The sequence below is a fragment of the Gordonia sp. 'Campus' genome (genome assembly GCF_022206305.1).
Taxonomy (GTDB): Bacteria; Actinomycetota; Actinomycetes; order Mycobacteriales; family Mycobacteriaceae; genus Gordonia.
On record NZ_JAKOIW010000005.1, the window covers coordinates 180,035 to 204,323 of the forward strand.

The 24,289-nt window shown below is 68.1% G+C and carries 20 protein-coding genes; 8 read left to right on the forward strand and 12 right to left on the reverse strand.

The features are described from left to right. Positions 1-38: 38 nt before the first annotated feature. On the forward strand, positions 39-830 hold the full coding sequence (locus MAY35_RS07835) for an SDR family oxidoreductase (protein WP_238420414.1): 792 nt from the start codon (positions 39-41) through the stop codon (positions 828-830). Here MAY35_RS07835 and MAY35_RS07840 read toward each other — a convergent pair whose 3' ends face one another. Then, positions 831-1,523: a hypothetical protein gene (locus MAY35_RS07840; protein ID WP_238420416.1), complete on the reverse strand. Its 693-nt coding sequence runs from the start codon at positions 1,521-1,523 to the stop codon at positions 831-833. Positions 1,524-1,568: 45 nt separating this feature from the next. On the opposite strand from MAY35_RS07840, the gene MAY35_RS07845 reads away from it, so the two are divergent. After that, a complete protein-coding gene (locus MAY35_RS07845) occupies positions 1,569-2,141 on the forward strand; it encodes a YdeI family protein (protein WP_238420418.1) in 573 nt (190 codons plus the stop codon). 404 nt (positions 2,142-2,545) lie between these two features. Here the strand turns inward: MAY35_RS07845 and MAY35_RS07850 are convergent, their stop codons facing one another. The 6 genes from MAY35_RS07850 to MAY35_RS07875 all read right to left on the reverse strand — a co-directional run bounded on the left by MAY35_RS07850 (position 2,546) and on the right by MAY35_RS07875 (position 11,578). Further along, on the reverse strand, positions 2,546-4,465 hold the full coding sequence (locus tag MAY35_RS07850; RefSeq protein ID WP_238420420.1) for an ABC transporter ATP-binding protein: 1,920 nt from the start codon (positions 4,463-4,465) through the stop codon (positions 2,546-2,548). Beyond that, positions 4,462-6,195, reverse strand: a complete 1,734-nt coding sequence (locus MAY35_RS07855) for an ABC transporter ATP-binding protein (RefSeq protein ID WP_238420422.1) — start codon at positions 6,193-6,195, stop codon at positions 4,462-4,464. Before MAY35_RS07855 ends, MAY35_RS07850 begins: the two co-directional genes overlap by 4 nt. A 168-nt stretch (positions 6,196-6,363) precedes the next feature. Beyond that, positions 6,364-7,173, reverse strand: a complete 810-nt coding sequence (locus MAY35_RS07860; protein ID WP_238420424.1) for a family 1 encapsulin nanocompartment shell protein — start codon at positions 7,171-7,173, stop codon at positions 6,364-6,366. Between the two features lie 49 nt (positions 7,174-7,222). After that, positions 7,223-8,242: a Dyp-type peroxidase gene (locus tag MAY35_RS07865; protein ID WP_238420425.1), complete on the reverse strand. Its 1,020-nt coding sequence runs from the start codon at positions 8,240-8,242 to the stop codon at positions 7,223-7,225. A 111-nt stretch (positions 8,243-8,353) separates the two neighbouring features. Next, positions 8,354-10,027: an FAD-binding dehydrogenase gene (locus MAY35_RS07870; protein WP_238420428.1), complete on the reverse strand. Its 1,674-nt coding sequence runs from the start codon at positions 10,025-10,027 to the stop codon at positions 8,354-8,356. A gap of 72 nt (positions 10,028-10,099) precedes the next feature. After that, the gene (locus MAY35_RS07875; RefSeq protein WP_238420629.1) at positions 10,100-11,578 is read right to left on the reverse strand and encodes an amidase; all 1,479 of its coding nucleotides are present in this window, start codon (positions 11,576-11,578) and stop codon (positions 10,100-10,102) included. A 436-nt stretch (positions 11,579-12,014) separates the two neighbouring features. Between MAY35_RS07875 and MAY35_RS07880 the strand changes: the two genes are divergently transcribed. After that, entirely contained in the window at positions 12,015-12,980 is a 966-nt protein-coding gene (locus tag MAY35_RS07880; protein WP_238420430.1) for an alpha/beta hydrolase family protein, read from the forward strand. Positions 12,981-13,340: 360 nt separating this feature from the next. Here the strand turns inward: MAY35_RS07880 and MAY35_RS07885 are convergent, their stop codons facing one another. Both MAY35_RS07885 and MAY35_RS07890 read right to left on the reverse strand, forming a co-directional pair. Further along, entirely contained in the window at positions 13,341-14,696 is a 1,356-nt protein-coding gene (locus tag MAY35_RS07885; protein WP_238420432.1) for a DUF3068 domain-containing protein, read from the reverse strand. Positions 14,697-14,797: 101 nt separating this feature from the next. Then, a complete protein-coding gene (locus MAY35_RS07890; protein WP_238420434.1) occupies positions 14,798-16,174 on the reverse strand; it encodes an AarF/ABC1/UbiB kinase family protein in 1,377 nt (458 codons plus the stop codon). Between the two features lie 192 nt (positions 16,175-16,366). Here MAY35_RS07890 and MAY35_RS07895 point away from each other — a divergent pair, with 192 nt between their 5' ends. From MAY35_RS07895 to MAY35_RS07910, 4 genes are all read left to right on the forward strand, one after another. Then, positions 16,367-17,410 carry an NAD(P)-dependent alcohol dehydrogenase gene (locus MAY35_RS07895; RefSeq protein WP_238420436.1) on the forward strand — a complete coding sequence of 348 codons (1,044 nt, stop codon included), beginning with the start codon at positions 16,367-16,369 and terminating at the stop codon, positions 17,408-17,410. A 126-nt stretch (positions 17,411-17,536) separates the two neighbouring features. After that, entirely contained in the window at positions 17,537-17,692 is a 156-nt protein-coding gene (locus MAY35_RS07900) for a hypothetical protein (protein ID WP_238420438.1), read from the forward strand. 116 nt (positions 17,693-17,808) lie between these two features. Next, complete coding sequence (locus MAY35_RS07905) at positions 17,809-18,870, forward strand: hypothetical protein (protein ID WP_238420631.1); 1,062 nt, start codon at positions 17,809-17,811, stop codon at positions 18,868-18,870. A gap of 58 nt (positions 18,871-18,928) precedes the next feature. Then, positions 18,929-20,389: an aminotransferase class I/II-fold pyridoxal phosphate-dependent enzyme gene (locus MAY35_RS07910; protein WP_238420440.1), complete on the forward strand. Its 1,461-nt coding sequence runs from the start codon at positions 18,929-18,931 to the stop codon at positions 20,387-20,389. Positions 20,390-20,393: 4 nt separating this feature from the next. Here the strand turns inward: MAY35_RS07910 and MAY35_RS07915 are convergent, their stop codons facing one another. From MAY35_RS07915 to MAY35_RS07925, 3 genes are read right to left on the reverse strand one after another with little or no spacing between them, the layout of a single operon-like run. Continuing rightward, positions 20,394-20,999 (reverse strand): flavodoxin family protein, encoded by a 606-nt coding sequence (locus tag MAY35_RS07915; RefSeq protein WP_238420442.1) that lies wholly within the window; start codon positions 20,997-20,999, stop codon positions 20,394-20,396. Between the two features lie 36 nt (positions 21,000-21,035). Next, positions 21,036-21,470, reverse strand: coding sequence for an SRPBCC family protein (locus tag MAY35_RS07920; protein ID WP_238420444.1), 435 nt, complete (start codon positions 21,468-21,470; stop codon positions 21,036-21,038). A 54-nt stretch (positions 21,471-21,524) separates the two neighbouring features. Then, positions 21,525-23,126, reverse strand: coding sequence for an NAD(P)/FAD-dependent oxidoreductase (locus MAY35_RS07925; protein ID WP_238420446.1), 1,602 nt, complete (start codon positions 23,124-23,126; stop codon positions 21,525-21,527). Positions 23,127-23,296: 170 nt separating this feature from the next. Here MAY35_RS07925 and MAY35_RS07930 point away from each other — a divergent pair, with 170 nt between their 5' ends. Continuing rightward, positions 23,297-24,280 (forward strand): SDR family NAD(P)-dependent oxidoreductase, encoded by a 984-nt coding sequence (locus MAY35_RS07930; RefSeq protein ID WP_308192444.1) that lies wholly within the window; start codon positions 23,297-23,299, stop codon positions 24,278-24,280. The last annotated feature ends 9 nt before the right edge of the window (positions 24,281-24,289 follow it).

Below are 24,289 nucleotides of genomic sequence, written 5' to 3' on the forward strand. Positions count from 1 at the left end.
CGTTCTCGTTTTGCTGGTCGACGTGGCATGGTCGACAGGTGATTCTCGACAGATTCCGGATAGACGATCAGGTGGCCATCGTGACCGGCGCGAGCCGGGGGCTCGGGGCGGCGATCGCGGTCGCGTTCGCCGAGGCGGGCGGCGACGTGGTGATCGCGGCCCGCAGTGAGTCCGACCTCGAGCAGGTCGCCGATCGGGTCCGCGCCGCCGGCCGCCGCGCGCGCACGGTCGCTGTGGACCTCGGCGACCCCGACGCCGCCGCGGCGCTCGCACAGACCGCGGTCGACGAATTCGGGCGCCTCGACACCGTGGTCAACAACGTGGGCGGCGCGATGCCACGTCCGCTGTTCGACACCAGTCCCAAGCATCTGCGGGACGCCTTCGACTTCAACGTCGGCAATGCGCACGCGCTGGTCGTCGCCGGTTCCAAGCAGATCCTCGCGACCAGCGGTCACGGCTCGATCATCAACATCACGTCCGCGGTCGGCCGCCTGCCCGGTCGCGCCTACGCCGCCTACGGGACCGCGAAAGCGGCTCTCGCGCACTACACCCGCATCGCCGCGATGGATCTGAATCCGAGGATCCGGGTCAACGGCATCGCGCCGGGCGCCATCCTGACCTCCGCGTTGGAGATCGTCGCGGGCGACGACGGGATGCGCACCGCCGTCGAGACGTCCACGCCGCTGCACAGGCTCGGCGACCCGGAGGACATCGCCGCCGCGGCGCTGTATCTCGCCTCGCCTGCGGGGGCCTACGTCACCGGCAAGATCCTCGAGGTCGACGGCGGGATCATCGCTCCCAACCTCGACCTGCCGATCCCCGACCTCTGATCACTCCGAACCGCGCTCGAGGGCGCCGGCGATCTGTCGTTCGAGCTGCGCCGCGGCCACCTGCGGGACGTCGATGATGCCCTCGAGTTCGGCCCGGGCCTTCTTGTAGGCCGCCTGCCGCTCTGCGGGCGTGGCCGCGGAGTCGGCGGCCACGCCGATCAGCTTGCGCGCCCGGTCCAGGGCTTCCCGTTCGACGGGTGAGAAGTCGGTTTGCCTGCGCCGCCGGGACTCTCGTTCGGCCGCGTCGAATGCCGCGGCGTATTCGCCCACAGCGTCGCGGTACTCGGCGAAGTCTGTCGGGGACATCGAATCAGGCAGTGGCGCCTGTGCGCCCGGCTCGGGTCGCAGATCGTCGGCGCGGACCCGGGCGCGGTGGAACGCGAGGGTCAGCGGTTCACGCATGTCGGTCATCATCGGGTACTCGATGAGCGTCGCGAGATCGAGCTCGTAACCGAACCACTTCTCGTTCAGCGAGTCGTGCTGGCGGAGGGTCCGGCGCAGCTGGTCGGCCGACGTCGTCGTGAGTTTGAGCTGCTCGGTCTGGGCGTTCGCCTTGATGCGCGCCAGTTCGATCTTGTCCTTGCGCCGCTTCTCGTTGTACTTCCCGATCGACCCTGCCCAGCCGCCGACGACAGCGCCGATGGGGAAGATCAGCCACCAGTTGTCTGTCGCGAAGCTGACGATCTCGTTCACGGCTCAACTGTACCGAGACGAGGCCCGGCTCATTAGGGTGAACGCATGGCCGACCCCGATGCGCCGAAGCTCGCCGTGGACACGATCGAGGCGTGGCGAGAGTGGTTGCGGGACAACCACGACTCGTCAGCGGGTGTGTGGCTTGTGTTCTGGCGCAAGGGGTCGGGCCGGGAACCCCTCGACTACGACGAGAGCGTCCGGGAGGCGCTCTGCTGGGGTTGGATCGACGGCCACACCCGGGTGATCGACACCGAGCGTCGCGGCATGTGGTTCACGCGGCGTGGCCGCACCAGCGGATGGTCGGCATCGAACAAGGCCCGGGTGGCCGAGCTCGCCGCCGCCGGACGCATCCAGCCCGCGGGTCAGGCCGTCATCGACGACGCCAAGGCCCGCGGGCTGTGGACGATGTTCGACGACGCCGAGGCGCTCATCGAGTCCCCGGAGCTCGCCGCGGCGCTCGACGCCAACCCGGTCGCGCGCGCCAACTGGGACGCTTTTCCGCCCAGTGCCCGCAAGTTCGGGCTGGCCCAGCTGGCCATGGCGAAGCGGCCCGAGACCAAGACCAGGCGCATCGCCACCATCGTCGACCAGGCGGAACGCAACGTGCGGCCGTCGTGACCTTCGTGGCTCGCCTGGCACCTCCCCGGAAAGAAGCGCTACTTCGGCTGAACCCGCGCTACCTGCAGCTAGCGCAGATGAGTATGAGGTGGCGCTTCTCGTAGCGCCGCCCCGTTGACGACCCAATGCGGGAGGTCAGGGGTCATCTCGGCTCAGAGCGGTGGAGTCGCCGACCACCCGCGCGAAGTCTCGTCCATCTGAGCACTGCGCGAGGGCACTATGCCCTTCCGGCGTCGTGAGGTGGATGAGTATTCCCCGTGCATGGGTTCGGGGCCCTTCGTGGCTCGCTTCGCTCGCACCTCAGGGAGCAAGGCTCGCTTCGCTCGCACCTCAGGGGGCGGTTGGTCGGCGCTCGCACCTCAGGGGGCGGGCGCTCGGCGCTCGACCTCAGGGAACAACCGGCCTCAGCTCGCCTCGATCGCGCCGGTGAACTGGCTCTCGTAGAGGCGGCAGTACGCGCCGCGGGCGGCGAGGAGCTCGTCGTGGTTGCCCTGTTCGACGATGTGGCCGTCCTCCATGACGACGATGACATCGGCGTCACGCACCGTCGAAAGGCGGTGGGCGATCACGAAACTCGTCCGATCCGAGCGCAGGTTCGCCATGGCCTTCTGGATGAGGAGCTCGGTGCGGGTGTCGACCGAGCTCGTCGCCTCGTCGAGGATGAGGATCGTCGGCCGGGCGAGGAAGGCCCGGGCGATCGTGATGAGCTGGCGTTCACCGGCACTCACCCCGCCGCCCTCGTCGTCGAGGACGGTGTCGTATCCCTCGGGCAGGGTGCGCACGAAGTGGTCGACGTGGCTCATCCGGGCCGCGTCGAGCACCTCCTCGCGGGACGCGGTGGGGTCACCGTAGGCGATGTTGTCGTAGATGGTGCCGCCGAACAGCCACGAGTCCTGCAGCACCATCCCCGTCCGTTCGCGCAGGTCGTCGCGCGTCATCGTCGTGGCGTCGACGCCGTCGACGCGGATGACACCGGAGTCGACGTCGTAGAACCGCATGATGAGGTTGACCAGGGTGGTCTTGCCCGCGCCGGTCGGACCGACGATCGCGACCATGTGACCCGGCCGGGCCACGAGGCTGAGGTTCTCGATGAGCGGCTTGTCCTCGACGTACCGGAACGAGACGTCGTCGAACTCGATGAGCCCGTTGTCGGAGGCCGGGGTCTGCGGGTGCGCGGCGTCCGGCGTCTGCTCATCGGCGTCGAGGATGTCGAAGATGCGTTCGGCGGAGGCGACGCCGCTCTGCATCAGGTTGATCATCGACCCGATCTGCGTGAGCGGCTGCGTGAACTGCCGCGAGTACTGGATGAACGCCTGCACCTCGCCGAGGCTCAACGAACCCGATGCCACCCGTAGCCCGCCGACGACGGCGACGGCGACGTAGTTCAGGTTTCCCAGGAACATGATCGTCGGCATGATGACGCCGGAGATGAACTGCGCGCGCCAGCTGGACTCGTAGAGCTTCTGGTTGCGTTCGTCGAAGGTCGCCTCGATCTCGCGCTGACGACCGAAGGCGGTCACCAGCTCGTGGCCGGTGAAGGCCTCCTCGACCTGGGCGTTGAGGGCCCCGGTCGAGGACCACTGCGCGGAGAAGTGCGGCTTGGACCGTTTGGCGATGACCCCCGTGGCGATGATCGCCAGCGGCACCGTGGCGACGGCGATCAGCGCCAGCAGCGGCGAGATCCAGATCATCATGATCAGCAGGGCGATCACCGTTAGCACGGAGTTCGCGAACTGGGAGATGGTCTGCTGCATGCTCTGCGACAGGTTGTCGAGATCGTTGGTGACCCGGCTGAGCAGTTCGCCGCGGGGCATCGTGTCGTAGTAGCGCAGCGGCAGACGGTGGACCTTCGCCTCGACGTCGTCGCGCAGGCGCCGGATGGTCCCGACCACGACGATGTTCAGCAGGTAACCGGCCAGCCAGGCCAGCAACGACGAGACGACGTAGAGCGCCAGGGTGATCAGCAGAACCCGTCCGACGTCGCCGAAATCGACTCCGACGCCGGGGGTCACGTCCATGGACGAGACCATGTCGGCGAAAGTGTTGTCACCGCTCTCGCGGAGGCCCGCGACGGCCTGGTCCTTGGTGAGCCCCTCCGGCAGGGTCCGCCCGATGACGCCGTCGAAGACGAGGTCGGTCGCATGCCCGAGGACACGCGGCGCGATCGCGATGAGCACCACCGAACCCACCAGCGAGCCCAGGGTGACCGCCATCAGCATTCGGTAGGAAGCCAATTGGGCGACAACGCGTTTGACCGACGGCCAGAACGACCGCGGCTTGGATTCGGGTCCGGCCGCCATCGGCGGGCCTCCGGGCCGGGTCATGAACGCTCCTCCATCGCCATCTGCGATTCGACGATCTCGGCGTAGGTGGGACACGACTGTCGCAGGTCGTCGTGCGTTCCGAGTCCGACGATCCGGCCGCGGTCCAGGACGACGATCTGTTCGGCCTCGACGATGGTCGAGACACGTTGTGCCACCACGATGACCGCGGCGTCGCGGGTCGCGGGCCGGAGTGCGGCCCGCAGTCGTGCGTCGGTGGTGAGGTCGAGTGCGGAGAACGAGTCGTCGAAGAGGTAGATCGAGGGCTTGCGGATGAGGGCGCGTGCGATCGCGAGGCGCTGGCGCTGTCCGCCCGAGACGGTGGTCCCGCCCTGGGAGACCTTGGTGTCGAGTCCGTCGGGCATGGCGGACACGAAGTCCTCGGCCTGCGCGATGCGCAGCGCCTCCCAGATCTCGTCGTCGGTCGCGTCGGACTTGCCGTGCAGCATGTTGGAGCGGACGGTCCCGGAGAACAGGTAGGGACGCTGGGGGACGAGGCCGACGACCGAGCGCAGTTCGTCCGGGTCGAGCCGTGTGACGTCGACGCCGCCCACCCGCACCTCGCCGGCCGTCGTGTCGATGAGGCGGGGCACCAGACCCAGGAGCGTGGTCTTGCCCGATCCGGTCGATCCGACGATCGCGGTGGTCGTGCCCGGCGTGACCTGGAAGGTGATGTCGTGCAACACCGGATCGCTGGCCCCGGGGTAGCGGAATTCGGCGGCGTCGAACTCGACCGTGCCGGGATGCGCGGCGAATCCGACGGGATCGGCGGGCGGGTGCACCGAGGTCTCGGTGGCGAGTACCTCGGAGATGCGTTCGGCGCAGACGGCCGCCCGTGGCGCCATCATCGCGAGGAACGACGCCATCATCACCGACATCAGGATCTGCATGACGTAGCTCATCACCGCGGTGAGCGCGCCGATCTCCAGCGAACCGTCGGAGACCGCGTGACCGCCGAACCAGATGACCGCGACGATGGTGACGTTGGTGATCACCATGACGACCGGGAACATCAGGGCCATCAGCCGGCCGACGTGCAGGGTCGCGTCGGCGAGATCGTCGTTGGCGACGGCGAACCGTTTGCGCTCGTAGTCTTCGCGGACGAAGGCGCGGACGACCCGGATGCCGGTGATCTGTTCGCGCAGCACACGGTTGACGTTGTCGATCCGTTCCTGCATCGCGCGGAACCCGGGGATCATCTTCGCGATGATGGCGCCCATCGACACACCGAGGATGGGTACCGCGATGGCGATGACCCACGACAGCGCGGGGGCCTCCCGCACGCCCATGATGATTCCGCCGACGCACATGATCGGCGCCATCACGAGGATCGCGCTGCTCATCACGATGAGCAGCTGCACCTGCTGGACGTCGTTGGTGGTCCGGGTGATCAGCGACGGGGCGCCGAAGGTGCCGACCTCGCGGGCGGAGAACGAGTTCACGCGGTGCAGGAGATCGCCGCGGATGTCGCGGCCGACGCCCAGTGCGGCTCGGGCGCCGAAGTACTGCGCGGTGACCGTGACGACGATCTGGGCCACGCTCACCAACAGCATCCATCCGCCGATGCGCAGGATGTAGCCGGTGTCCCCGCGGGTGACGCCGTTGTCGATGATGTCTGCGTTCAGGCTCGGCAGGTACAGCATCGCCACGGTCGCCAACAACTGCAGCACGATGACGAGGGCGACGTTCAGCCGGTACCGGGCGAGGTAGGTGCGGACTAGTTGGGTCAGCATGCCGGCGCCGGGAGCGGAGCGAGCGGGCCGATTTGGACCGGCGCCGGGAGCGGAGCGAGCGGGCCGAGTGCTACTGCGATCACCTGCGCCAGGGTAGTTGCCGTTCGCAACGGACTCATCCGGGTATCCGCCGGATGGGAATCGTCGACGACCCCCGGTCGGTGTGCGTCAGAGGACTGTCGGCGCGGTGAGGGCGACCGCGGCCTCCGCGGTGTGGGTGAGGAACGTGAACGACTCCTGGAAGTACAGGTTCACGACGTCGGCGTCGTGTGAGTCGTATCCGATGGACACGTCCTGGCCGATGGTCAGCTCGAAGTCGCCGCCGCGGGTGCTCATCACGAATGCCCCGCTGATCGCCGGCGCCCACACGATGTCGCCGGTGAGCAGCCGCTGGATGTGTTCGAGGATCGGGTAGCCGTGGTTCGACGTCTCGTTGACCTGCGTGTAGACGTCGGCCGACATGGCGACCGCGTACGGTCCGTCCACCGAGGCCAGCCGCAGCGTGCTCAGGGCCTGGGTGACGGCCTCGGGGTAGTCGCGGACGTCGTCGGGCAGGGCGATGGGACTGGCGGAAGCCTCGGACCGGATGCCGGTGATCGATGCCGCGGCGTATCCCTCGAAGATGGCCCGGTCCTCGGCGAGGGCGAGTTCGCGGGCGGCCTCGACGACCGGGTCCCAGTCGGAGTCCTTCGCGCCGCGGTCGACGTCGTCGATCGCCTCACGCGAGACGGTGAACGGGACCTTCAGTTCGACCAGCGACTGGGTGCGGCGCTGGAACGCGGTGATGCCCTGGGCGGGCGAGTCGATCTTCGAGCGGTGTCCGAGGGTGACCGATGCGGTGTCGGAGCCGAGTGGACCGGTCACGTCGACGAGTCGACGGCCGGCGATGTTGCGCTTGAACGAGCGCGTCGCCTCTTCTTCGATCTCCGCCCACGCCGCCTCGGAGATCGGTGCGAGTTCGCGATGCAGGTTGTTCATGGTTCCTCCTGGTGCGGTGCGGGCGGTGCTGTCTGGGTGCTTCGACGGTTCAGTGCAGGGACCCGATCCCGAGCGAGCCGTCGGATGGCGTCGCGCGGGCGGGTTCGGGTACCGGGGCGCCACCGGGCGCGGGCGGCAGGTCTTCGAAGAAGTCGAGCGTAGGGGTGAAGAACTGGGCGCCGGTGACCGCGGTCGTGAAATCGAGGAGGCGGTCGTGGTTGCCGGGCGGGTCGCCGATGAACATCTTGCGGAGCATCTCCTCGGTGACGTCGGGGCCGGCCGAGTAGGCGATGTAGAAGGTGCCGTTCACCCCCGGGCCATCTGCGCTGTTCCCGGAGACGTCGCCGTAGGGCATGTTGTCCCGGACGACGTCGATCTCCTCGCCGTTCTCGTCTTCGACCTTGTTGAGCGCGATGTGGGAGTTGGCCGGCTTCTCGTCGTCGGACATCTCGATGTTGTCGAGCTTGGTGCGCCCGATCGCCGCCTCCTGGTCTTCGGTGCTCAACGCGTTCCAGGCCGACAGGTCGTGGACGTACCGCTGGATGGCCACGTAGCTGCCACCTTCGAAGTCGGGGTCGTCGTCGCCGACGGTGATCGCCTCGATCGCGGCTTGACCGGTGGGGTTCTCGGTGCCGTCGACGAATCCGATGAGATCGCGGAGGTCGAAGTAGCGAAAGCCGTGTACCTCGTCGACGACGGTGACCGCGTCTCCGAGGGCCTCGGTGATCTTGGCGCCGAGTTCGTAGCAGAGACCCATGTCGTCGGACTTGATGTGCACGAGGAGGTCGGCCGGGGTCGCCGGCGCGGTGTGGACTGCGCCCTCGTAGGGGACGAACGGGCGCAACGAACGCGGTCGTGGGCCGTCGAAGAGGCGGTCCCAGGCGTCTGATCCGATCGACACGATGCCGGCCAGCGCTGCCTCGGGTGCCCGCGACGACACCGCGTTGTTCAACCCGGGAATCTCTTCCAGCGCATCGCGAACCGCGTCTTCACCGCCGTCGTCGATGGTGAAGACCAGGAAGATCGCCGACTTCGTCTTCCGCGTGAGAATGGTCTGGGGCACCGGCACGCTGAACACCCTAGCCCATGGGCTCGAACGGTGGGGTGGCAGATCGTGCCGCGAATGTATAGGGCAGGCAACCCTTTTGGACGACGATCAGGCGCTGTGGTCGGCCCGGAATCAGGTGCGCGGTAAGGCCCGCGCCACTGCGCGTCCGGCGGCGCGGCCGGAGAAGATGCACCCGCCGAGGAACGTGCCCTCGAGGGCGTTGTATCCGTGCACGCCACCGCCGCCGAAGCCGGCGACCTCGCCCGCGGCGAACAACCCGTCGAAAGCGCTGCCGTCGGGTCGCAGGACCTGGGAGTCGAGGTTGGTCTCGAGCCCGCCCAGGGTCTTTCGGGTGAGCACGTTGAGTCGGACCGCGATCAGCGGGCCGTGCGCGGGGTCGAGCAGACGATGCGGCTTGGCCACTCGAACGATCTTGTCCCCGACGAACTGTCGGGCATTGGTGATGGCCATCAGCTGGGCGTCCTTGGAGAACTTGTTGCCGACCTCGGCGTCCCGGGCGGACACGATCCGCTCGATGTGTGCGAGGTCGAGTTGCGGACCTCGTGCGATCTTGTTCATCCCGGCCACCAGTTCGGGCAGGTTGTCGGCGACCACGAAGTCGACGCCGTTGCGGACGAAGGCGTCGACGGGCCCGGAGGCGCCCTTGGCGAGTCGGCTGCGCGCGGTGAGCTTGAGGTCCTTCTCCGTGATGTCGGGATTCTGTTCGGACCCAGACAGCATGAACTCCTTCTCCACGATGGTCTGGGTGAGGAGGAACCACGAGTAGTCGTACCCGGCGGCGAGGATCGCCTTCATCGTCGAATTGGTGTCGAATCCGGGGAAGTTGGGCGGCGCGAGCCGGTTGCCGTTCGCGTCGAGCCAGAGCGACGACGGGCCCGGGATGATCCGGATCGCGTGATCGGGCCAGATCGGGTCCCAGTTGTGGATGCCCTCGGTGTAGTGCCACATGCGGTCGCGGTTGACGATGTTGGCCCCGGCGGTCTCGGTGATCTCCAGCATCCGGCCGTCCACGTGGGCCGGCACGCCGGAGATCATCGTCTCCGGCGCGGGACCGAGCCGGTCGACCGGCCAGTTCTTACGGATGAGGTCGTGGTTGTGGCCGATGCCGCCGGATGTGACGATGACCGCGCCCGCCCGGATCTCGAAGTCGCCCATCACATCCCGATTGGAGGCCTGGCCGCGATCGGCGTCCGTGGGGGCGAGGGTGGCGCCTCGGATGCCCACGGCCGTGCCGTCTTCGACGATCAGCTCGTCGACGCGATGGCGGAACCGGAACTCGACGAGGCCGCGCTTCTCGGCCTCGAGGACCGGTTCGGCGAACACTCGGACCACCTCCGGCCCGGTGCCCCAGGTGAGGTGGAACCGGGGCACCGAGTTGCCGTGGCCGTCGGCGAACCCGCCGCCACGTTCGGCCCACCCGACGATCGGGGTGATCCGCAGGCCGAGATCGTGCAGGTATTGACGCTTCTCCGTGGCCGCGAAGTCGACGTAGGCGCGGGCCCATTGCCGCGGCCAGTAGTCCTCGTCCTCCCGGTCGAAGCCCGCGGAGCCCATCCAGTCCTGCAGGGCGAGGTCGGCCGAGTCGCGGATGCCGAGGCGCCGCTGCTCGGGTGTGTCCACCATGAAGAGGCCACCGAGGGACCAGAACGCCTGTGCGCCAAGATTGTTGCGGTTCTCCTGGTCGACGACGAGCACGCGTCGCCCGGCTTTGGTGAGCTCGTACGTCGCGACGAGACCCGCAAGTCCCGCACCCACGACCACCGCGTCGGCCTCGCGCTCCGCCACCGCAACTCCTCACACCGCCGCCACGCCGGGCTGCTCCCGGCATGTGCACTCGCAGACGAGGTTAGCCCGGTACTACAGCGCGATGTCGGCGTACCGGTGGAACCACGGCGCGGCCTGCTCGAGGCCGGCGGCGAGAGCCAGGAGATCGCCGTCGGCGCCGAGCCTGCCGACGAACTGGACGCCCAGGGGGAGCCCGGCGTCGGTCCAGTGCAGCGGCACACTCATCGCCGGCCGTCCGGTGAGGTTCGCGAGCTGCGTGTACGGCACCCACCCGAGGCTCTCGTAGACGAGTTGGTCGATGATGCCGAGGCGCGAGATGACCCGCCCGCCGCGGGCGCGCGCCGCAAGTCGGGCGGCCTGCTGGAGAACCGGTGGGGTGGTCATCGAGCCGATCCGCGGCGGCGGTACCGCCAGCGTGGGGGTCAGCAGCAGGTCGTGGGTCTGGTGGAACCGTTCGAGCGCCAGGACGTGGTCGTTGATGTGGTCGAGTGCGGTGAACAGTGGCACGACACCCGCGGAGCGACCGAGCTCGGCGAGGGTCAGTGTGTCCGCCTCGAAGTGGGAGTCGGGTGCGCCGGTGAGTCTGCGGACCTCGTCGACCTGGGCGGCGCACTTGGCGAACCAGATGTCGAGGAAGTCGCGGGCGAGTTCGGCGTCGTCGTGGGGCGGGTCGACCTCCTCGACCTGATGGCCCAGGTCGGTCAGCAACGCCACGGCGCGCTCGACCGCGGCCACCGCCTCGGGGTGGGGATTCGGGTTGATCGCCGACTTCGTGGTGACGCCGATCCGCAGCAGGCGCGGGGGAGTCGCGATGCGGGCCGTGTAACTCTCGGTGTGCAGGGGCGTGGGGTAGGTCGACGACGGTGTCGGGCCGATGAGGGCGTCGTAGAGGGCGGCGGCGTCGCGTACCGTGCGCGTCACCACCCCTTCGACCCCCATGCCGAACAGCGGCTCACCGGTCTGTGGGCCGAACGGCATGAGGCCGCGCGAACTCTTCAATCCGAACAGGCCGGCACATGCAGCCGGGATGCGGATCGAGCCACCGCCGTCGCTCGCGCCGGCCGCGGGGACGATGCCCGCGGCGACCGCGGCGGCACTGCCGCCCGAGGAACCGCCGGCAGTGACCTCGGTGTTCCACGGATTGCGGGTGGGGCCCCAGTACGTGGGTTCGGTGATCCCCTTGGCCCCGAACTCGGGGGTGTTGGTCTTGCCGAAGATCACCAGCCCGGCGTCGAGGAACCGTTGGACGGTGACCGAATGCTCCTTCGCGACGTGATTGGCGAGTGCCCGCGACCCGCGGGTCGTCGGATAGCCGCGGTAGTCCTGGGCCAGATCCTTGATGAGGAACGGGACACCGGCGAACGGGCCGGAGAGTTCGCCGCCTGCCCGGCGGTCCGCCTCGGCATCCATGCGGATCACGATCGCGTTCAGAGCATCGTCGACCGCATCGGCGCGAGTCCGTGCGAGGTCGAGGAGCTCGGCGGCTGTGACCTCACCGGACGCGACGAGCCCGGCCAGCGTGGTGGCGTCGGCCGACAGATACTCATCCATGTTCACCGACCCGACATTAGTGGGTGGCCGCGCGTCGGGACCTGGATCCGGCCCACGACGATGCGGCGCCCAGAGCGCCGGTCGGCGGGGATTCCACGAGTCACCGTTGCCCACCCAAACCGATAACGGCCGGATCGCGACGAGTTGGTCCGTTCGGACGACATCACGGCCGGGAGCGCCGCGTATGCACCAAATGGGCTGTTCGCAGGGGCCCGATGTGATGTGCGACACTCGAAGTCGTCATCACGAGACCCGCTCTCGCCTTTGCTGCGACGTTATCGTGCCGTTACACTTCAGCAGGACGGGTACCGCTCCCAGGGGGGACCAATACAATCCCCTCTACGTACGACCTCGTACACATGCCCGCAGCAGTACCCGGTAGCAAGACCCGCAAGCGGCCGATTCCGGCCGTGGTGATCCGAAGGAAAACTGACGAATGCTGACACGCGCCCGTAAGCGCCTGGTCGCCGGACTCGTGGCTCTTGTGGCCGTCTCGGGTCTGACGCTGGTCGCCGCTCCGCCGGAGGCCTCCGCGGCCAACGGCTGCAATGTCGAGTACGTCCGCTCCAACGCCATGAACCGGACCGTGCCCGTGTGCATCGTCTCGGCCGGCGGTGGTGGACCCAAGCCGACGCTGTACCTGCTCGACGGCCTCCGTGCACCCGCCAACAACAGCGGCTGGCTGATCAACACCGATGTCGCGCGCTTCATGGCCGGCAAGGGCACCAACGTTGCGATCCCGTTCGGTGGCGCAGGCAGCTTCTACACCGACTGGCAGACCCCCGACCCCAAGCTGGGCGTCAACAAGTGGGAGACCTTCCTGACCCGTGAACTGCCGGGCTACATGGCAGCACGCCACGGCAGCGACAACCGTCGCAACGGCATCGCCGGCCTGTCGATGTCGGGCACCTCGGCGCTGAACCTCGCGTCGCGCCACCCGAACTTCTACAAGGCGGTCGCGTCGTACAGCGGCTACCCGACGGTCACCATGCCCGGCTTCACCCAGGGCATCATGGCCTCGGTCGCCGAGGTCGGCGGCAACCCGTTCAACATGTGGGGCTTCTACCCCGCCGGAACCTGGTTCCAGAACGATCCGTTCCTGAGCGCGGGCAACCTGGCGGGCAAGAACGTCTACGTCTCGTCCGGTAGCGGCGTCGGCAGCAAGTACGACTCGTCGGTCAACCCGGCCAGCGCCAACTTCGACCCGGTCAAGTTCGCGCAGATGATCCCGCTCGAGGTCGCCGCGTCGACCAGCAGCCAGCTCTACATCGGCCGCCTCGCGCTCGTCCCGGGCGTCAAGCTCACCACCCGGATCACCCCGGACGGTGCGCACTGGTGGGACTACTGGCAGAGCACCTTCAAGGAGTCGTGGGCCAAGACCTTCCGCCCCGCGTTCTTCTGAGCCGACCGCTCACGTAAGCACTCGGCAAGGGCCGGTGACCTTCGGGTCACCGGCCCTTGTTGTTGTGGGGGCCCTTCTTCTCACTCCCTGTGGTGCGGGGCGCCTCGTTTATCGCTCCCCCGTGGTGCGGGGCGCCTCTTTTGCTCCCTGAGGTGCGAGCGGAGCGAGCCACGAAGGGTTCGAAACCGGCGTCACCATGCCCTTCGAGGCTCGTCGCTTGCGCTCCTCGCACCTCAGGGGGCAGGAATGCTCCTCGCACCTCAGGGAGCGGAAAGAGCGATGCCGAGGTCCTACACAAACACCGCGGGCGCACCCGGTGGATACCGGATGCGCCCGCGGTGGTCGCTGTACTGCCGAGCCCTACTCGGGCGGTGGCTTGCGGAAGGTCCGCGTGGCCGAGTCGTCGGCCGGCGGGTCGCCGCCGTCGACCCTCGGGATCTGCTCGGTCGGCCGTTCCCACGGGTTGGCGCCCGCAGGTGTGGCACCGGCGGCCGGCGGCGGGTCACGCTTGATCAGCGTGGTGTCTCGCTCGTCGGCCGGCGGAGTGACGACCGGCGGCGCGTCGTCCGGACGGGTGTCGTTCCGTCGACCGCGGAAGAACAGGAGTGCCGCGATGATCAACAGGATGGCGCCGACGACGCCGAGGATGATGGGCACCCACACACCGCCGACCTTGAGCTGGTCGACGTAACCGCTGGCCTTCTCGGTCTGGTTCTTGACCGTCGCGTCGGTCCACTTGAACGTGCCCTTGAGTGCATCCATGCGGAAGTCCCGCACCGGCGCCGGGGTTGCGTCGCTCTGATCGGGCGACTTGAAGTACTGGTGCTGGTCCTCACGTCCGTCGACGATGGTGCCGGTGGTCGGCTCCACCCACACGTGGCGGGTCGCCGCCGCGTAGCGGTGCATCGTGATCGGGTCGTTGGCACGAACGCCACGACCGGTGATGCCCCACCACCGGGCGGGCATCGTCAGCATCGTGCCCAGTGCGGCTTCACCCTGCGCGTTGGGAAGATTCGACAGGTCGGTCTCGGGGACGTCGCACACGAAGTGGTAGGTCTTGACGCCGTCGATGGTCTCTTCGCCCTCGAACTTCGCCGCGCAGTCCTGGCGGGTGTTGAGGTCGTAGTACGGGTAGTCGCGCTTCTGGACGTCGAAGCCGAACTTGTACTGGTAGCCGGTGCGGTTGTCGAGGGCGACCGACACGTCGTTGACGTTGCCGCCCTCGGGGACCGCCTCGAGCTGCAGCGAGCTCACCGCCCCGTTCGGTGCCGAAGTCTTCCGGTTGACCGAGACGCGGTCGATCGTTGCGGTCAGCAGCCCGTCCTCACAGGTGCGGGTGTCGCCCGCGCCCGCGACCGTCGGCTCTGTCTCGACGCCCTCGGCGTCACGCAGTCGCTCGATGAGGACGGTCTGCGCGGACTGCAGGCTCGCCTGGCGACTGTCGGACGGCTCGGTGATGATCGAACGGCGCTGCTGCTTCAGCGACGCGTCGAGCGTGCGAGCCCGATTCTCCGACACCGAGCAACGGTCGAAGATCACCGCGGGGAACCGCTCTCCGGTCGAGCCGTCTGCGGCAACCGTGGTGGCGTCGGAGGTGATGTCCAGATCGAGTGGCACCACCTTCAACTGCGGTACCAGATAGAGAGGTATGGCGATGGCCGCCGCGATGCACGCGGCGCCAAAGAAGGCCAGCACTGCCGGCACGAATCGCTTCATGTGTGACTCCTGGTATCAGCTGATCGCCCCTACCCTAGCGGTCGCACCGGCCCGAGCAGGTCACAGTGGGGGTCCGACATGCCGGGATCGGCCACCGGCGATCAGCCGAGTCGTGCGCGGTCGGCTCGCCGGTCGCGCTCGGCCTCTTTCAGGATTCCCGCCATGTAGCCGTAGATCTCTTTGTCGGACATGGCCTTCCATCGAGGCGCCAGCAGCTTCATGTACTTCTCGACGTAGAGCAGCTGTTTGCCGACGAGGACGAGTTCGCGGGGCAGTCGCGCGTCGTGGGCCCGCGCGACGGCCGCGAGCTGACGCCCCAGGTCGGTGTAGGACATCGAACCGAGATCGGTGGTGGACAACGGCGAGGTCACCTTCTTGATGTCCTCGGCGCCCTGGGTCGTGGAACCCGGCTTGTGTACCGCTCCCAACAAGAAGATGGCCCGGCCTGCGGACTCGTGATCGCCCCGCACGACGAGATCGACGACGAGCTGTCGGAGGATGCGACGAGTGCGCGGCGTGAACCGTCCGACGATGCCGAAGTCGAGCAGCACGAGCTTGCCCGCGTCGTCGACGAGCACGTTGCCCGCGTGGAGATCGCCATGGAACAGGCCGCCGTGGAACGCCGAGTCCAGCAGCGACAGGAGCAGATTGCGGCACAGGGCGACACCGTCGTGCCCGGCCGCGCGTACGGCGGCGGCATCGTCGATGCGTGTGGCGTAGATGCGTTCCATCGTCAGCACCCGCTGCGTCGTGAACTCGTCGTGGACCCGCGGGACGCGCACCCGGTCGCCGAACGGGCCCGGTTGCAGGCAGTCGAACCATTCGCGCATGGTGTCGGCTTCGATGCGGAAATCCAGCTCGGCGTCGAGGCCTGCGGCGAAGTCCTCGACGACGTGTCGCGCGCTGAGCATGCGGCCGTACTCGGAGACCTCCACGAGCCCGGCGAGGCGTTCGAGGATCGCGACGTCGGGGGCGAGTCGGTCGGCGATACCCGGCCGCTGGATCTTCACCACGACCTCTTCGCCGCTGTGCAGTGTTGCGGTGTGCACCTGCGCGATCGAGGCCGAGGCGATGGGCTCGGGGTCGAAGGACGCGAACACGTCCTCCGGCGGGCGGCCGAGCTCGGCGACGAACTGCGCGCGCATGAGCGCCGGGTCGGCGGGTTTGACGCGGTCCAGCAACGACTCGAATTCGGCCGACATCGCTTCGGAGAACACACCGGGACTCGACGCGATGAGCTGCCCGAGCTTCACGTAGGTGGGGCCGAGGTGTTCGAACGTCGTGCGGATCTCGTGTGCGACGCGTGCAGAACTGGGTGCGCGACCGCGCATCGCGTCGCCTGCCGTGTGGAGGACGAATCGGCCCACGCCCGCCGCCGCGTGCACGGTTGTCGTCCCGAATCGCGTGATCTCGGCGACCCGGGACACCGGATGCAGCTGGCTGCGTTGACCGTCGTCGACTGAGCTGTTGATCGTCACCGTCGGTCATTGTAACGATCGGCGGCCGAGGATCCAGCGGGTGCGGGCCTCCCACGTGCCGTTATGGCGTCGATGCGGGTTGGGCGGGCAGACTGGCGGTACCGCACACATGCGCCAGTCCGCATCCGTCCACGAGACCTGTGCGACGACCTGTACATGCGCAGCAGCCCGACACCGACCGCAGGAGGCCCCATGCCCACGCCCGTCAACGCCTACATCGCGCCCGCCGCCGACCGCCCGATGGAGCCGACGACCATCGACCGGCGCGATCTGGGTCCCCACGACGTGTCGATCGACATCGCGTATGCGGGGATCTGCCACTCCGACATCCACACCGCGCGCGACGAGTGGGGAGGCACCAGGTTCCCGGTTGTGCCCGGGCACGAGATCGCCGGAACCGTGGCGGCCGTCGGTGACTCGGTCACCCGGTACGCCGTCGGCGACCGGGTCGGGGTCGGTTGCCTCGTCGACTCGTGCCGGGAGTGTGAACCGTGCCGCCTCGGCGAGGAGCAGTACTGCGAGCGCGGCGGTGTCGGCACCTACAACGCGATCGGCCGCGACGGCCAGCCCACGCACGGCGGTTACAGCACGGCGATCGTCGTCGACGAGAACTACGTGTGCCGGATCCCCGAGGGCATCGGACTGGCCGAGGCGGCACCCCTGCTCTGTGCTGGCATCACGCTGTACTCCCCGTTGCGGCATTGGGGCGCCGGGCCCGGCAAGAAGGTGGCCATCGTCGGCTTCGGCGGCCTCGGGCACGTCGGGGTCAAGATCGCGCATGCGCTGGGCGCAGAGGTCACGGTGCTGTCGCAGTCGCTGAAGAAGATGGAGGACGGTCTGCGCCTCGGTGCCGATCACTATCACGCGACCAGCGATCCGCAGACCTTCAAGGAACTGCGGAACTCCTTCGACCTGATTCTCAACACCGTGTCGGCGAACCTCCCGATGCAGAAGTACCTCGGGATGCTCGCCCTCGACGGGACTCTTGTCGAACTGGGCCTGCCGGAACACCCGATCGAGGTCCCGGCCGGCGTGCTGATCGGCAAACGGCGCAGCTTCGCGGGCTCGATGATCGGCGGCCTCGCGCAGACCCAGGAGATGCTCGACTTCTGCGCCGAGCACGGCATCGGCGCGGAGATCGAGGTGATCTCGGCGGATCGAATCAACGAGGCATATGACCGCGTGGTCGCCTCGGATGTGCGCTATCGCTTCGTGATCGACACCTCGACGCTGTGACGCGGGCACTCCGGTAGCTCATCGGCGCGGAGTCCGGACGTTTGACGGCGGTCGGGCAGGGGAACCCGGCGACGGTCCGCAGTCCAACAGGAATGGTCGTGATACCCGATGTCGGAAGAACTCCCGATGGAACTGAGTGAGACCGGAACGCCGAGCGCCACACCCGACGACGCGCGCCGGAAGGTGGACGAGCTCGAGGAGCGCACCGTCGACGAGCCGGATGCTGCCGAGCAGCAAGACCCGGACCCGTCGGATGCGGGTGCACCCGAACCGCCGGACTGAGTCGCGCTAGTGTTCGGGCCATGCTCACCGAAGGACACGACGGCGAGAGACACGACGGCGAGAGACACGACGGCGAGGGTTCCGGCAACGGCGGCGGGCGCGCGGGCGGCCTGCGGATCGTGGCCGAGCACGGCTTGCCCGAGACCCTGATCGCGCACGGGGAGAACAAGATCGAGCAGATCGCTCGCGAATCGGGGCTCGAGTACCGGGGTTTCACCGTCACCCGTGATACCACGTTGCAGATGACACCCCGCGGTGACCTCGAAACCGTCTGGGGGACCGACGACACCGCGGGCGAGGTGATCGTCTTCGTCACCGAGATGCCGCGTCTCTACCAGTCCCGCGGCGCGGGCGACGCACCCGATTCCACGCGGAACCGGGTGGTCCTGGCCGAGGTCGATCGCGAACGCCGCGCGGCGGTACTGGCGTTGCCGGCTCTGGGTGCCACCCCGCGGCGTGCTCTGCGAACCCTGATCGAGACCGTTGTTCGCGCGACGCTCGACGCCGGGTCCATGAACGAACTCGAGGATCGGCGCGGGCTGAGTGTGGTGCGCGACGGCGACACCGAATACGTTCTGGCCGAGGGCTATCGGCATCGTGCACGATTGATGGCTGGGATGGTGCGGGGCAACCGGCCGTGGCGGTTGATCCCCACCCTGACCGGTATGACGGCTGCCGCCGCGGCGGCAGCCTCGTTCGGCATCTTCTTCTCCACGATCTGGTCGATGGCCAACGCGTTGAGCCCTTGGCGGCTGGGTGCGATCAGCCTGTTGTCGATGGTGCTCGCCTCGGTGTGGCTGATCACCAACAACCGGTTGTGGGAGCGTTCGGCGGTCACCTCGAAACCGAGGGCCCGGCTCTACAACATGGCGACGGTGTGCACCGTGGCGTTCGGTGCGCTCGTGCTCTACGCCGGTCTGTTCGTGGCCACCCTGATCGCGGCGCTGATCGTCATCGAAGAGAACTTCCTCGCTTCACAGCTGGGATATCCGGTGGGACTGCGCAATTACGTGTATCTCTCGTGGCTGGCCACTTCGATGGGCATCTTCGCGGGGGCGTTGGGCTCCAGCGCGGACAGCTACGACGACGTCTTGCGCGCCACCTATGGTTATCGGGAACGCCTGCGCCGTCAGGCCTCGGAGGCCGCGCGCCGCGAGCGGGACGACGAAACCGACTGAGTCGGAGTCGATGTCACGCTACCGTTGCGCCTCGTCGATCCGCTCGTACGATGGGGTGGTGGACCAGTCCCGCGCACCGCTCCTGGAAGCCCTCGACGCCTATCGGCGGAACAACCGATACGGGTTCACCCCGCCGGGACACCGTCAGGGTGCAGGTGTCGACGATCGCACCAGGCGAGTGATCGGTGCCGATGCCTTCGCCGCCGACCTCCTGGCGTCGGGCGGTCTGGACGACCGGCGGATGCGGGGCGGCTACCTGTCGGACGCCGAGAACCTGATGGCGCAGGCTGTCGACGCCGAGATGGCGTTCTTCTCCACCTGCGGGAGCTCGCTGTCGGTGAAGGCGGCGATGCTGGCCGTGGCGGGCGGCGGCAACGGCGAACTGCTGATCACCCGCGACGCGCACAAGTCGATCGTGGCGGGCCTGATCTTCTCGGGCCTTCGTCCACGATGGGTGCGGCCGCGCTGGGACGAGAACCTGCACCTGACCCACCCGCCGTCACCGGCCGAAGTACGCAAGGCGTGGGAGACCGACCCACAGGCCTCAGGTCTCCTCATCGTCAGCCCCACCCCCTACGGCACCTGCGCCGACATCCGGGCGATCGCGGACGTCTGTCACGAGTTCGGGAAGCCGCTGATCGTCGACGAGGCATGGGGTGCGCACCTGCCCTTCCACGACGAATTGCCGACGTGGGCGATGGATGCCGGTGCAGACGTCTGCGTCGTCAGCGTCCACAAGATGGGAGCCGGATTCGAGCAGGGATCGGTGTGCCACGTCCAGGGTGACCTCGTGGACCGGTCGCGCCTGTCCCAGTGCGCCGATCTCCTGATGACGACCAGTCCCAATGTGTTGATCTATTCGGCGCTCGACGGTTGGCGCCGGCACATGGTGGAGTCGGGTCGAGAGTTACTGGGTGCCGCGCTGGACCTGGCCAGGTCCCTCCGTCGCAGCATCGACGAGCTACCCGGGTTCACGGTCATGCACGACGAACTCCTGCACGAGGAGGCCAGCCACGACCTCGACGAGCTACAGGTGCTCATCGACGTGTCCGACCTGGGGGTCAGCGGCTATCAGTGTGCGGACTGGCTGCGCGAGCACCGGCAGATCGATGTCGGACTCAGCGACCACCGGCGTGTACTCGCGACCATCTCGCAGGCCGACGACGAGAAGACGGCCCATCGGCTTCTCGATGCGCTCACCGATCTGGGTTCCGCCGCAGCGTCATTCGATCCGCCCGGACTCATCGTGCAACCGTCGCCGCTCGAACTGCAGCTGGAGAACGCGATGCTGCCCCGTGACGCCTTCTTCGGCGACACCGAGTCGGTCCCGCTGGACGAGGCGCCCGGACGGGTTGCCGCCGAACAGATCACGCCCTACCCGCCGGGTATCCCGGTGGTCGTGCCGGGCGAAGTGCTCAACGAGGCAGTGGTCGAGTATCTGCGGACCGGGAAGAACGCGGGGATGAACCTGCCCGACGCCGCCGACGACGCCCTCGACACGATCAAGGTCGTGCGCTGACGCGTCACTCGTAGGCGGGATAGGCGTTCTGCGCGAGGAGACGGGCCAGGTGCGCGGCGTTGCGTGCCGCGTTGTGGGTCGTGGTGTCGACGGCCTCGGGCACCGAGGCGAGGTCCTTGTAGTCACGGCCGCCCATCGCCTCGTCGTTCCAGTAGGTGCTGCCCTGCCCGGGGATGGTGAATCCGATGTCGTCGAGCGCGCCGAAGACGTCCGCGATGATCTTGTGGGCGCCGTCCTCGTTGCCGACGACGGCGCACATCGCGACCTTGCCGAGCATGGAGGGGCGTCTGGCGTCGTCGGTTTCGGAGACCTCCGCGTCGAGGCGCTCCAGCACACGCTGGGCGACGCTCGACATGTGGCCCAGCCATGTCGGCGTGGCCAGGATGAGGATGTCCGCCGCTGCGACGCGCTCGAAGATCGCGGGCCAGGCGTCACCCTCGCCCATGTCCCGCTCGACGCCGGGCCTGATGTCGTGGTCGACCGCCCGGATGATGTCGCCGTCGACACCGTGCTGCGCGAGCGCATCGAGAAGGTGTTGCGCGATGAGGTCGCTGCTCGACGGCGCGGGTGAGGGCTTGAGAGTGCAGGTGATCGCCAGTGCTGTGGTCATATCGGGCGCGTACCCGAGCAGGGGGCGGAGCAACCGTCAGAAGGCGTGATTCTCGGCGAGCATCGCCAGACGCTTCAGGCATTCGTTGAGCCGCGGTGACATCGCGGTCTCCTGGATCATCGGCGGAATCCACCTCAGCGGTGCGGTTTCCACGAACTCCTCCATGCCGATCAGCGAACCGTCGCCGTCTTTCTCGATCGTCATCCTGATGCGGGCGCGACCGAAAGGCCAACCGGCGGCGGAGAGTTCGAGCAGACCCGCCTTGGACTCCACGGATTCGGTCTCGTCGTTCAGCAGTGCCGGCCAGACACCGACGGAGTGGTGGATCTTCGAGCCGGCCTGCGGCCAGTTGTGGTCGACATCGCGGATGCGGGAGGCGCCGACCACCCAGGAGGCGTAGAGCCAGCCATTGGACAGCACCGACCACACCTGGGCCGGGGTTGCGCTCGTGTGGCGTTGGACTCGATTCATTCTTCCGTGTCTCCGTTCGGTGTGGGTTCAGACGTCCGCTGTCGGTTCAGATGTTCAGTGGGCGTTCCGGGTCTTCGTCATGCGCTGCAAAATGTTGCGACTCAGGAGTCTTCGCGGCAGGCCGCGGACACCGTCCGATGCCAGTGCGGCACGCGCCGCGTTGTTGCCGCAGGCGCCGTGGACCCCGCCGCCGGGGTGTGCGCCCGATCCCGCGAGGTACAGGCGATCGATGGGTGTCGAGGCTCCCCCGAGGTTCGGGGTGGGACGGAAGATCAACTGCTGGAACAGTTGTGCGGTACCACCGTTGACCGTGCCGTGTTCGAGATTGGCGTCGGCGGTCTGCAGGTCGTGCGGCGTCTGGACGCTGCGGCCGACGACGAGGTCGGAGACCCCGGGGGCGTGCGCTTCCAGCACCGCGTCCATCCGACGGGCCAGCAACTGCGCTGCCTCGTCGTCGGTGACGCCCCGCGGCAGATGGCTGTACGACCAGGCACTTTCGGTGCCGGCGGGTGACCTGCTCGCGTCGGACGTGGTCATCTGGCCGAACAGCAGGAAGGGATGTTCAGGGACCCGGCCGGTCTCGATGTCGGCTGTCGAATACGCGATGTTGCGCGCGTCGGCGCCGAGGTGGATGGTGCCTGCCCCGCCGAGATTGGAACTCCGCCAGGGGATTCGCTCGCCGAATGCGTAGTTGATCTTGACCACCGGGGTGTCCCAGGTGAACAGTCGCAGGTCGTCGAGGACGCGGGTCGGTACATCGTCGGGGGAGAGCAGCCGAGTGTAGAGCGCCGGTGCCGAGACGTCGGCCAGCACGGCGCGGGTGGCGGGCCAACGGCGACCGGTGCCGTCGAGTACGCCGACGGCGCGCCCGCCCTGGACATCGATCGATGTGACCTCGGTGTCGCAGACGACACTCACCCCGGCGCTCTCGGCGCGTCGCCGCAGTGCTGCCGACAGCTCACCCGCGCCCCCGACGGGGACCGGGTAGCCGGTGTCCTGGCCGAGCATCGTGAGCAGGTAGCCCATGAGACCGCTGCCGGGAGCATGGAGCGGGATGTCGGCGTGCAGCGCGTTGCCCAGGATGAGCAGGCCGGACTTCTCGCTGCTGAACAGCTCCCGCACCATCTGGTCGGCGGGCAGGATCAGAAACCGCGCGAGGCGCAGCGCATCAGCGGTGCCGATCGATCGCAGCAGCTTGAGCAGCGTGCCGACCGGCGGAAACGGTCCGAACAAGGTGTTGAGAATTGCGGGACGCAGTTGGTGCCACTGCTCGATCAGGTCGAGCCAGGCGCGTTCGTCGTGGCGGTCGAAGTTGCCGAGATGCGCCGCGGTGTCGGCCGCGTCGGGAAACACCACCGGCGCGTCGTCGTCGTCGGGACCGGCAGGGTGTCCGAAGGCCAGCGGCGCCCGGCTCCAGCGGAGGCCGTGCGCGTCGAGGTCGAGGTCGGCGAACACCGGCGAGGCCACCGCGAGCGGGTAGAAGGCGCTGAACAGGTCGGAGACATAGCCGGGCGTCAGCTCCGCACTGCGTACCGCGCCGCCGACCTCCGGCTGCGCCTCCAGCAGCGTGACGTCCCACCCGGCGTCGGCGAGCCGGATCGCGGCGATGAGACCGTTGTGGCCGGCTCCGATGACAACGGCGTCCGATGCGCTCAACTGCCGCCTCCTCTCGTGTGGTCACGTTCGGTGCGCGGGGTACCCGGGCCCGGTCTCGGTAAACGCCCGGTCCCGGTGAACGCACGGTCTCGGTGAGCACACGGTATCGGGAGGCGCCCGGTGGAAACACGGGATGTGTAGCGGTCCGGCGAGCGGGTAGTTCCCCGAGGGTGACGAACTGGCGCGCGTTCCTGCAGCGATGTCCCGACCTCTCGTGGCGTCCCGAGGTGCTCTGGCATCCACAGGTCAGTGACCACCGGCTCCGGCGACTGTGTGCCGGGCGGCCGGTCGTGATCACCGGCGCGGGTGCGGGCATGGGCCGCGCGCTCGCCCGGCATCTGACCGGCGCGGGGGTCGAGGTGTTCCTGGTCGACGACGACGTGTCCGCGGGCCACGAGACCGCACGGATGTGTCGCGCTGACGGCGGTCGGGTGACGTTCACCGAACTCGACGTCTCCGACGCCGGGGCTGTACGTGCCTATGCCGACGGGATCGTCGAGGCGGCGGGACCGCCCGCCATCGTGTTCAACAACGCAGGCATCACGATGGTCGCCGGCATCCTCGAGGAGGACGACGATTACGCACGCCGGATCATGGCGGTGAACCTCGGTGGCGTCGTCAACGGGACGACGGCCTTCCTTCCCCATCTCGAATCGGCCGGCAGCGGACACATCGTCAACACGTCGAGTGCCTTCGGGCTACTCGGCTCGCCATCCCAATCTGCGTACTCGGCCTCGAAGTTCGCCACCCGTGGCTACTCGGAGACCGTGCAGCACCAGCTGCGGGCCGAGGCGTCGGGCGTCACCCTGCACATCGTCTTCCCGGGCGCGGTCCACACCGAGATCGCCTACCGCGCACGCTATGTCGATCCGCGCGTACGTGACTTCGTGGCGAAGGGCTTCACCCACCGGATGCCCGGTACGCGTCCGGCCGCCGCGGCCGCAGCCATCCTCCACGGGGTTCTCGCCGGGCGCCTGCGAATACCGGTCGGGATCGATGCGCGCGCAATCGATCTGGGTACCCGCATGCTGGCCGGCGCCGTGCAACGACCGGTGGCCGTCCTGACGCGGCCGGTGTTCCGCCGCATCCTCGGTGGCGCGGGTCAGAGTGTCCGGACCGGCCAGGGGTCCGATGGCACACCCGCATCCGTGTAGATCGAAACC

What these genes read in the sequence shown, in the direction of transcription:
- MAY35_RS07900 (WP_238420438.1), top strand. Translation starts at nt 17,537, where the DNA reads ATGGAACTGAGTGAGACCGGAACGCCGAGCGCCACACCCGACGACGCG.
- MAY35_RS07895 (WP_238420436.1), top strand. Translation starts at nt 16,367, where the DNA reads ATGCCCACGCCCGTCAACGCCTACATCGCGCCCGCCGCCGACCGCCCG.
- MAY35_RS07845 (WP_238420418.1), top strand. Translation starts at nt 1,569, where the DNA reads ATGGCCGACCCCGATGCGCCGAAGCTCGCCGTGGACACGATCGAGGCG.
- MAY35_RS07855 (WP_238420422.1), bottom strand. Translation starts at nt 6,195, where the DNA reads ATGCTGACCCAACTAGTCCGCACCTACCTCGCCCGGTACCGGCTGAAC.
- MAY35_RS07860 (WP_238420424.1), bottom strand. Translation starts at nt 7,173, where the DNA reads ATGAACAACCTGCATCGCGAACTCGCACCGATCTCCGAGGCGGCGTGG.
- MAY35_RS07920 (WP_238420444.1), bottom strand. Translation starts at nt 21,470, where the DNA reads ATGAATCGAGTCCAACGCCACACGAGCGCAACCCCGGCCCAGGTGTGG.
- MAY35_RS07875 (WP_238420629.1), bottom strand. Translation starts at nt 11,578, where the DNA reads ATGGATGAGTATCTGTCGGCCGACGCCACCACGCTGGCCGGGCTCGTC.
- MAY35_RS07915 (WP_238420442.1), bottom strand. Translation starts at nt 20,999, where the DNA reads ATGACCACAGCACTGGCGATCACCTGCACTCTCAAGCCCTCACCCGCG.
- MAY35_RS07850 (WP_238420420.1), bottom strand. Translation starts at nt 4,465, where the DNA reads ATGACCCGGCCCGGAGGCCCGCCGATGGCGGCCGGACCCGAATCCAAG.
- MAY35_RS07880 (WP_238420430.1), top strand. Translation starts at nt 12,015, where the DNA reads ATGCTGACACGCGCCCGTAAGCGCCTGGTCGCCGGACTCGTGGCTCTT.
- MAY35_RS07885 (WP_238420432.1), bottom strand. Translation starts at nt 14,696, where the DNA reads ATGAAGCGATTCGTGCCGGCAGTGCTGGCCTTCTTTGGCGCCGCGTGC.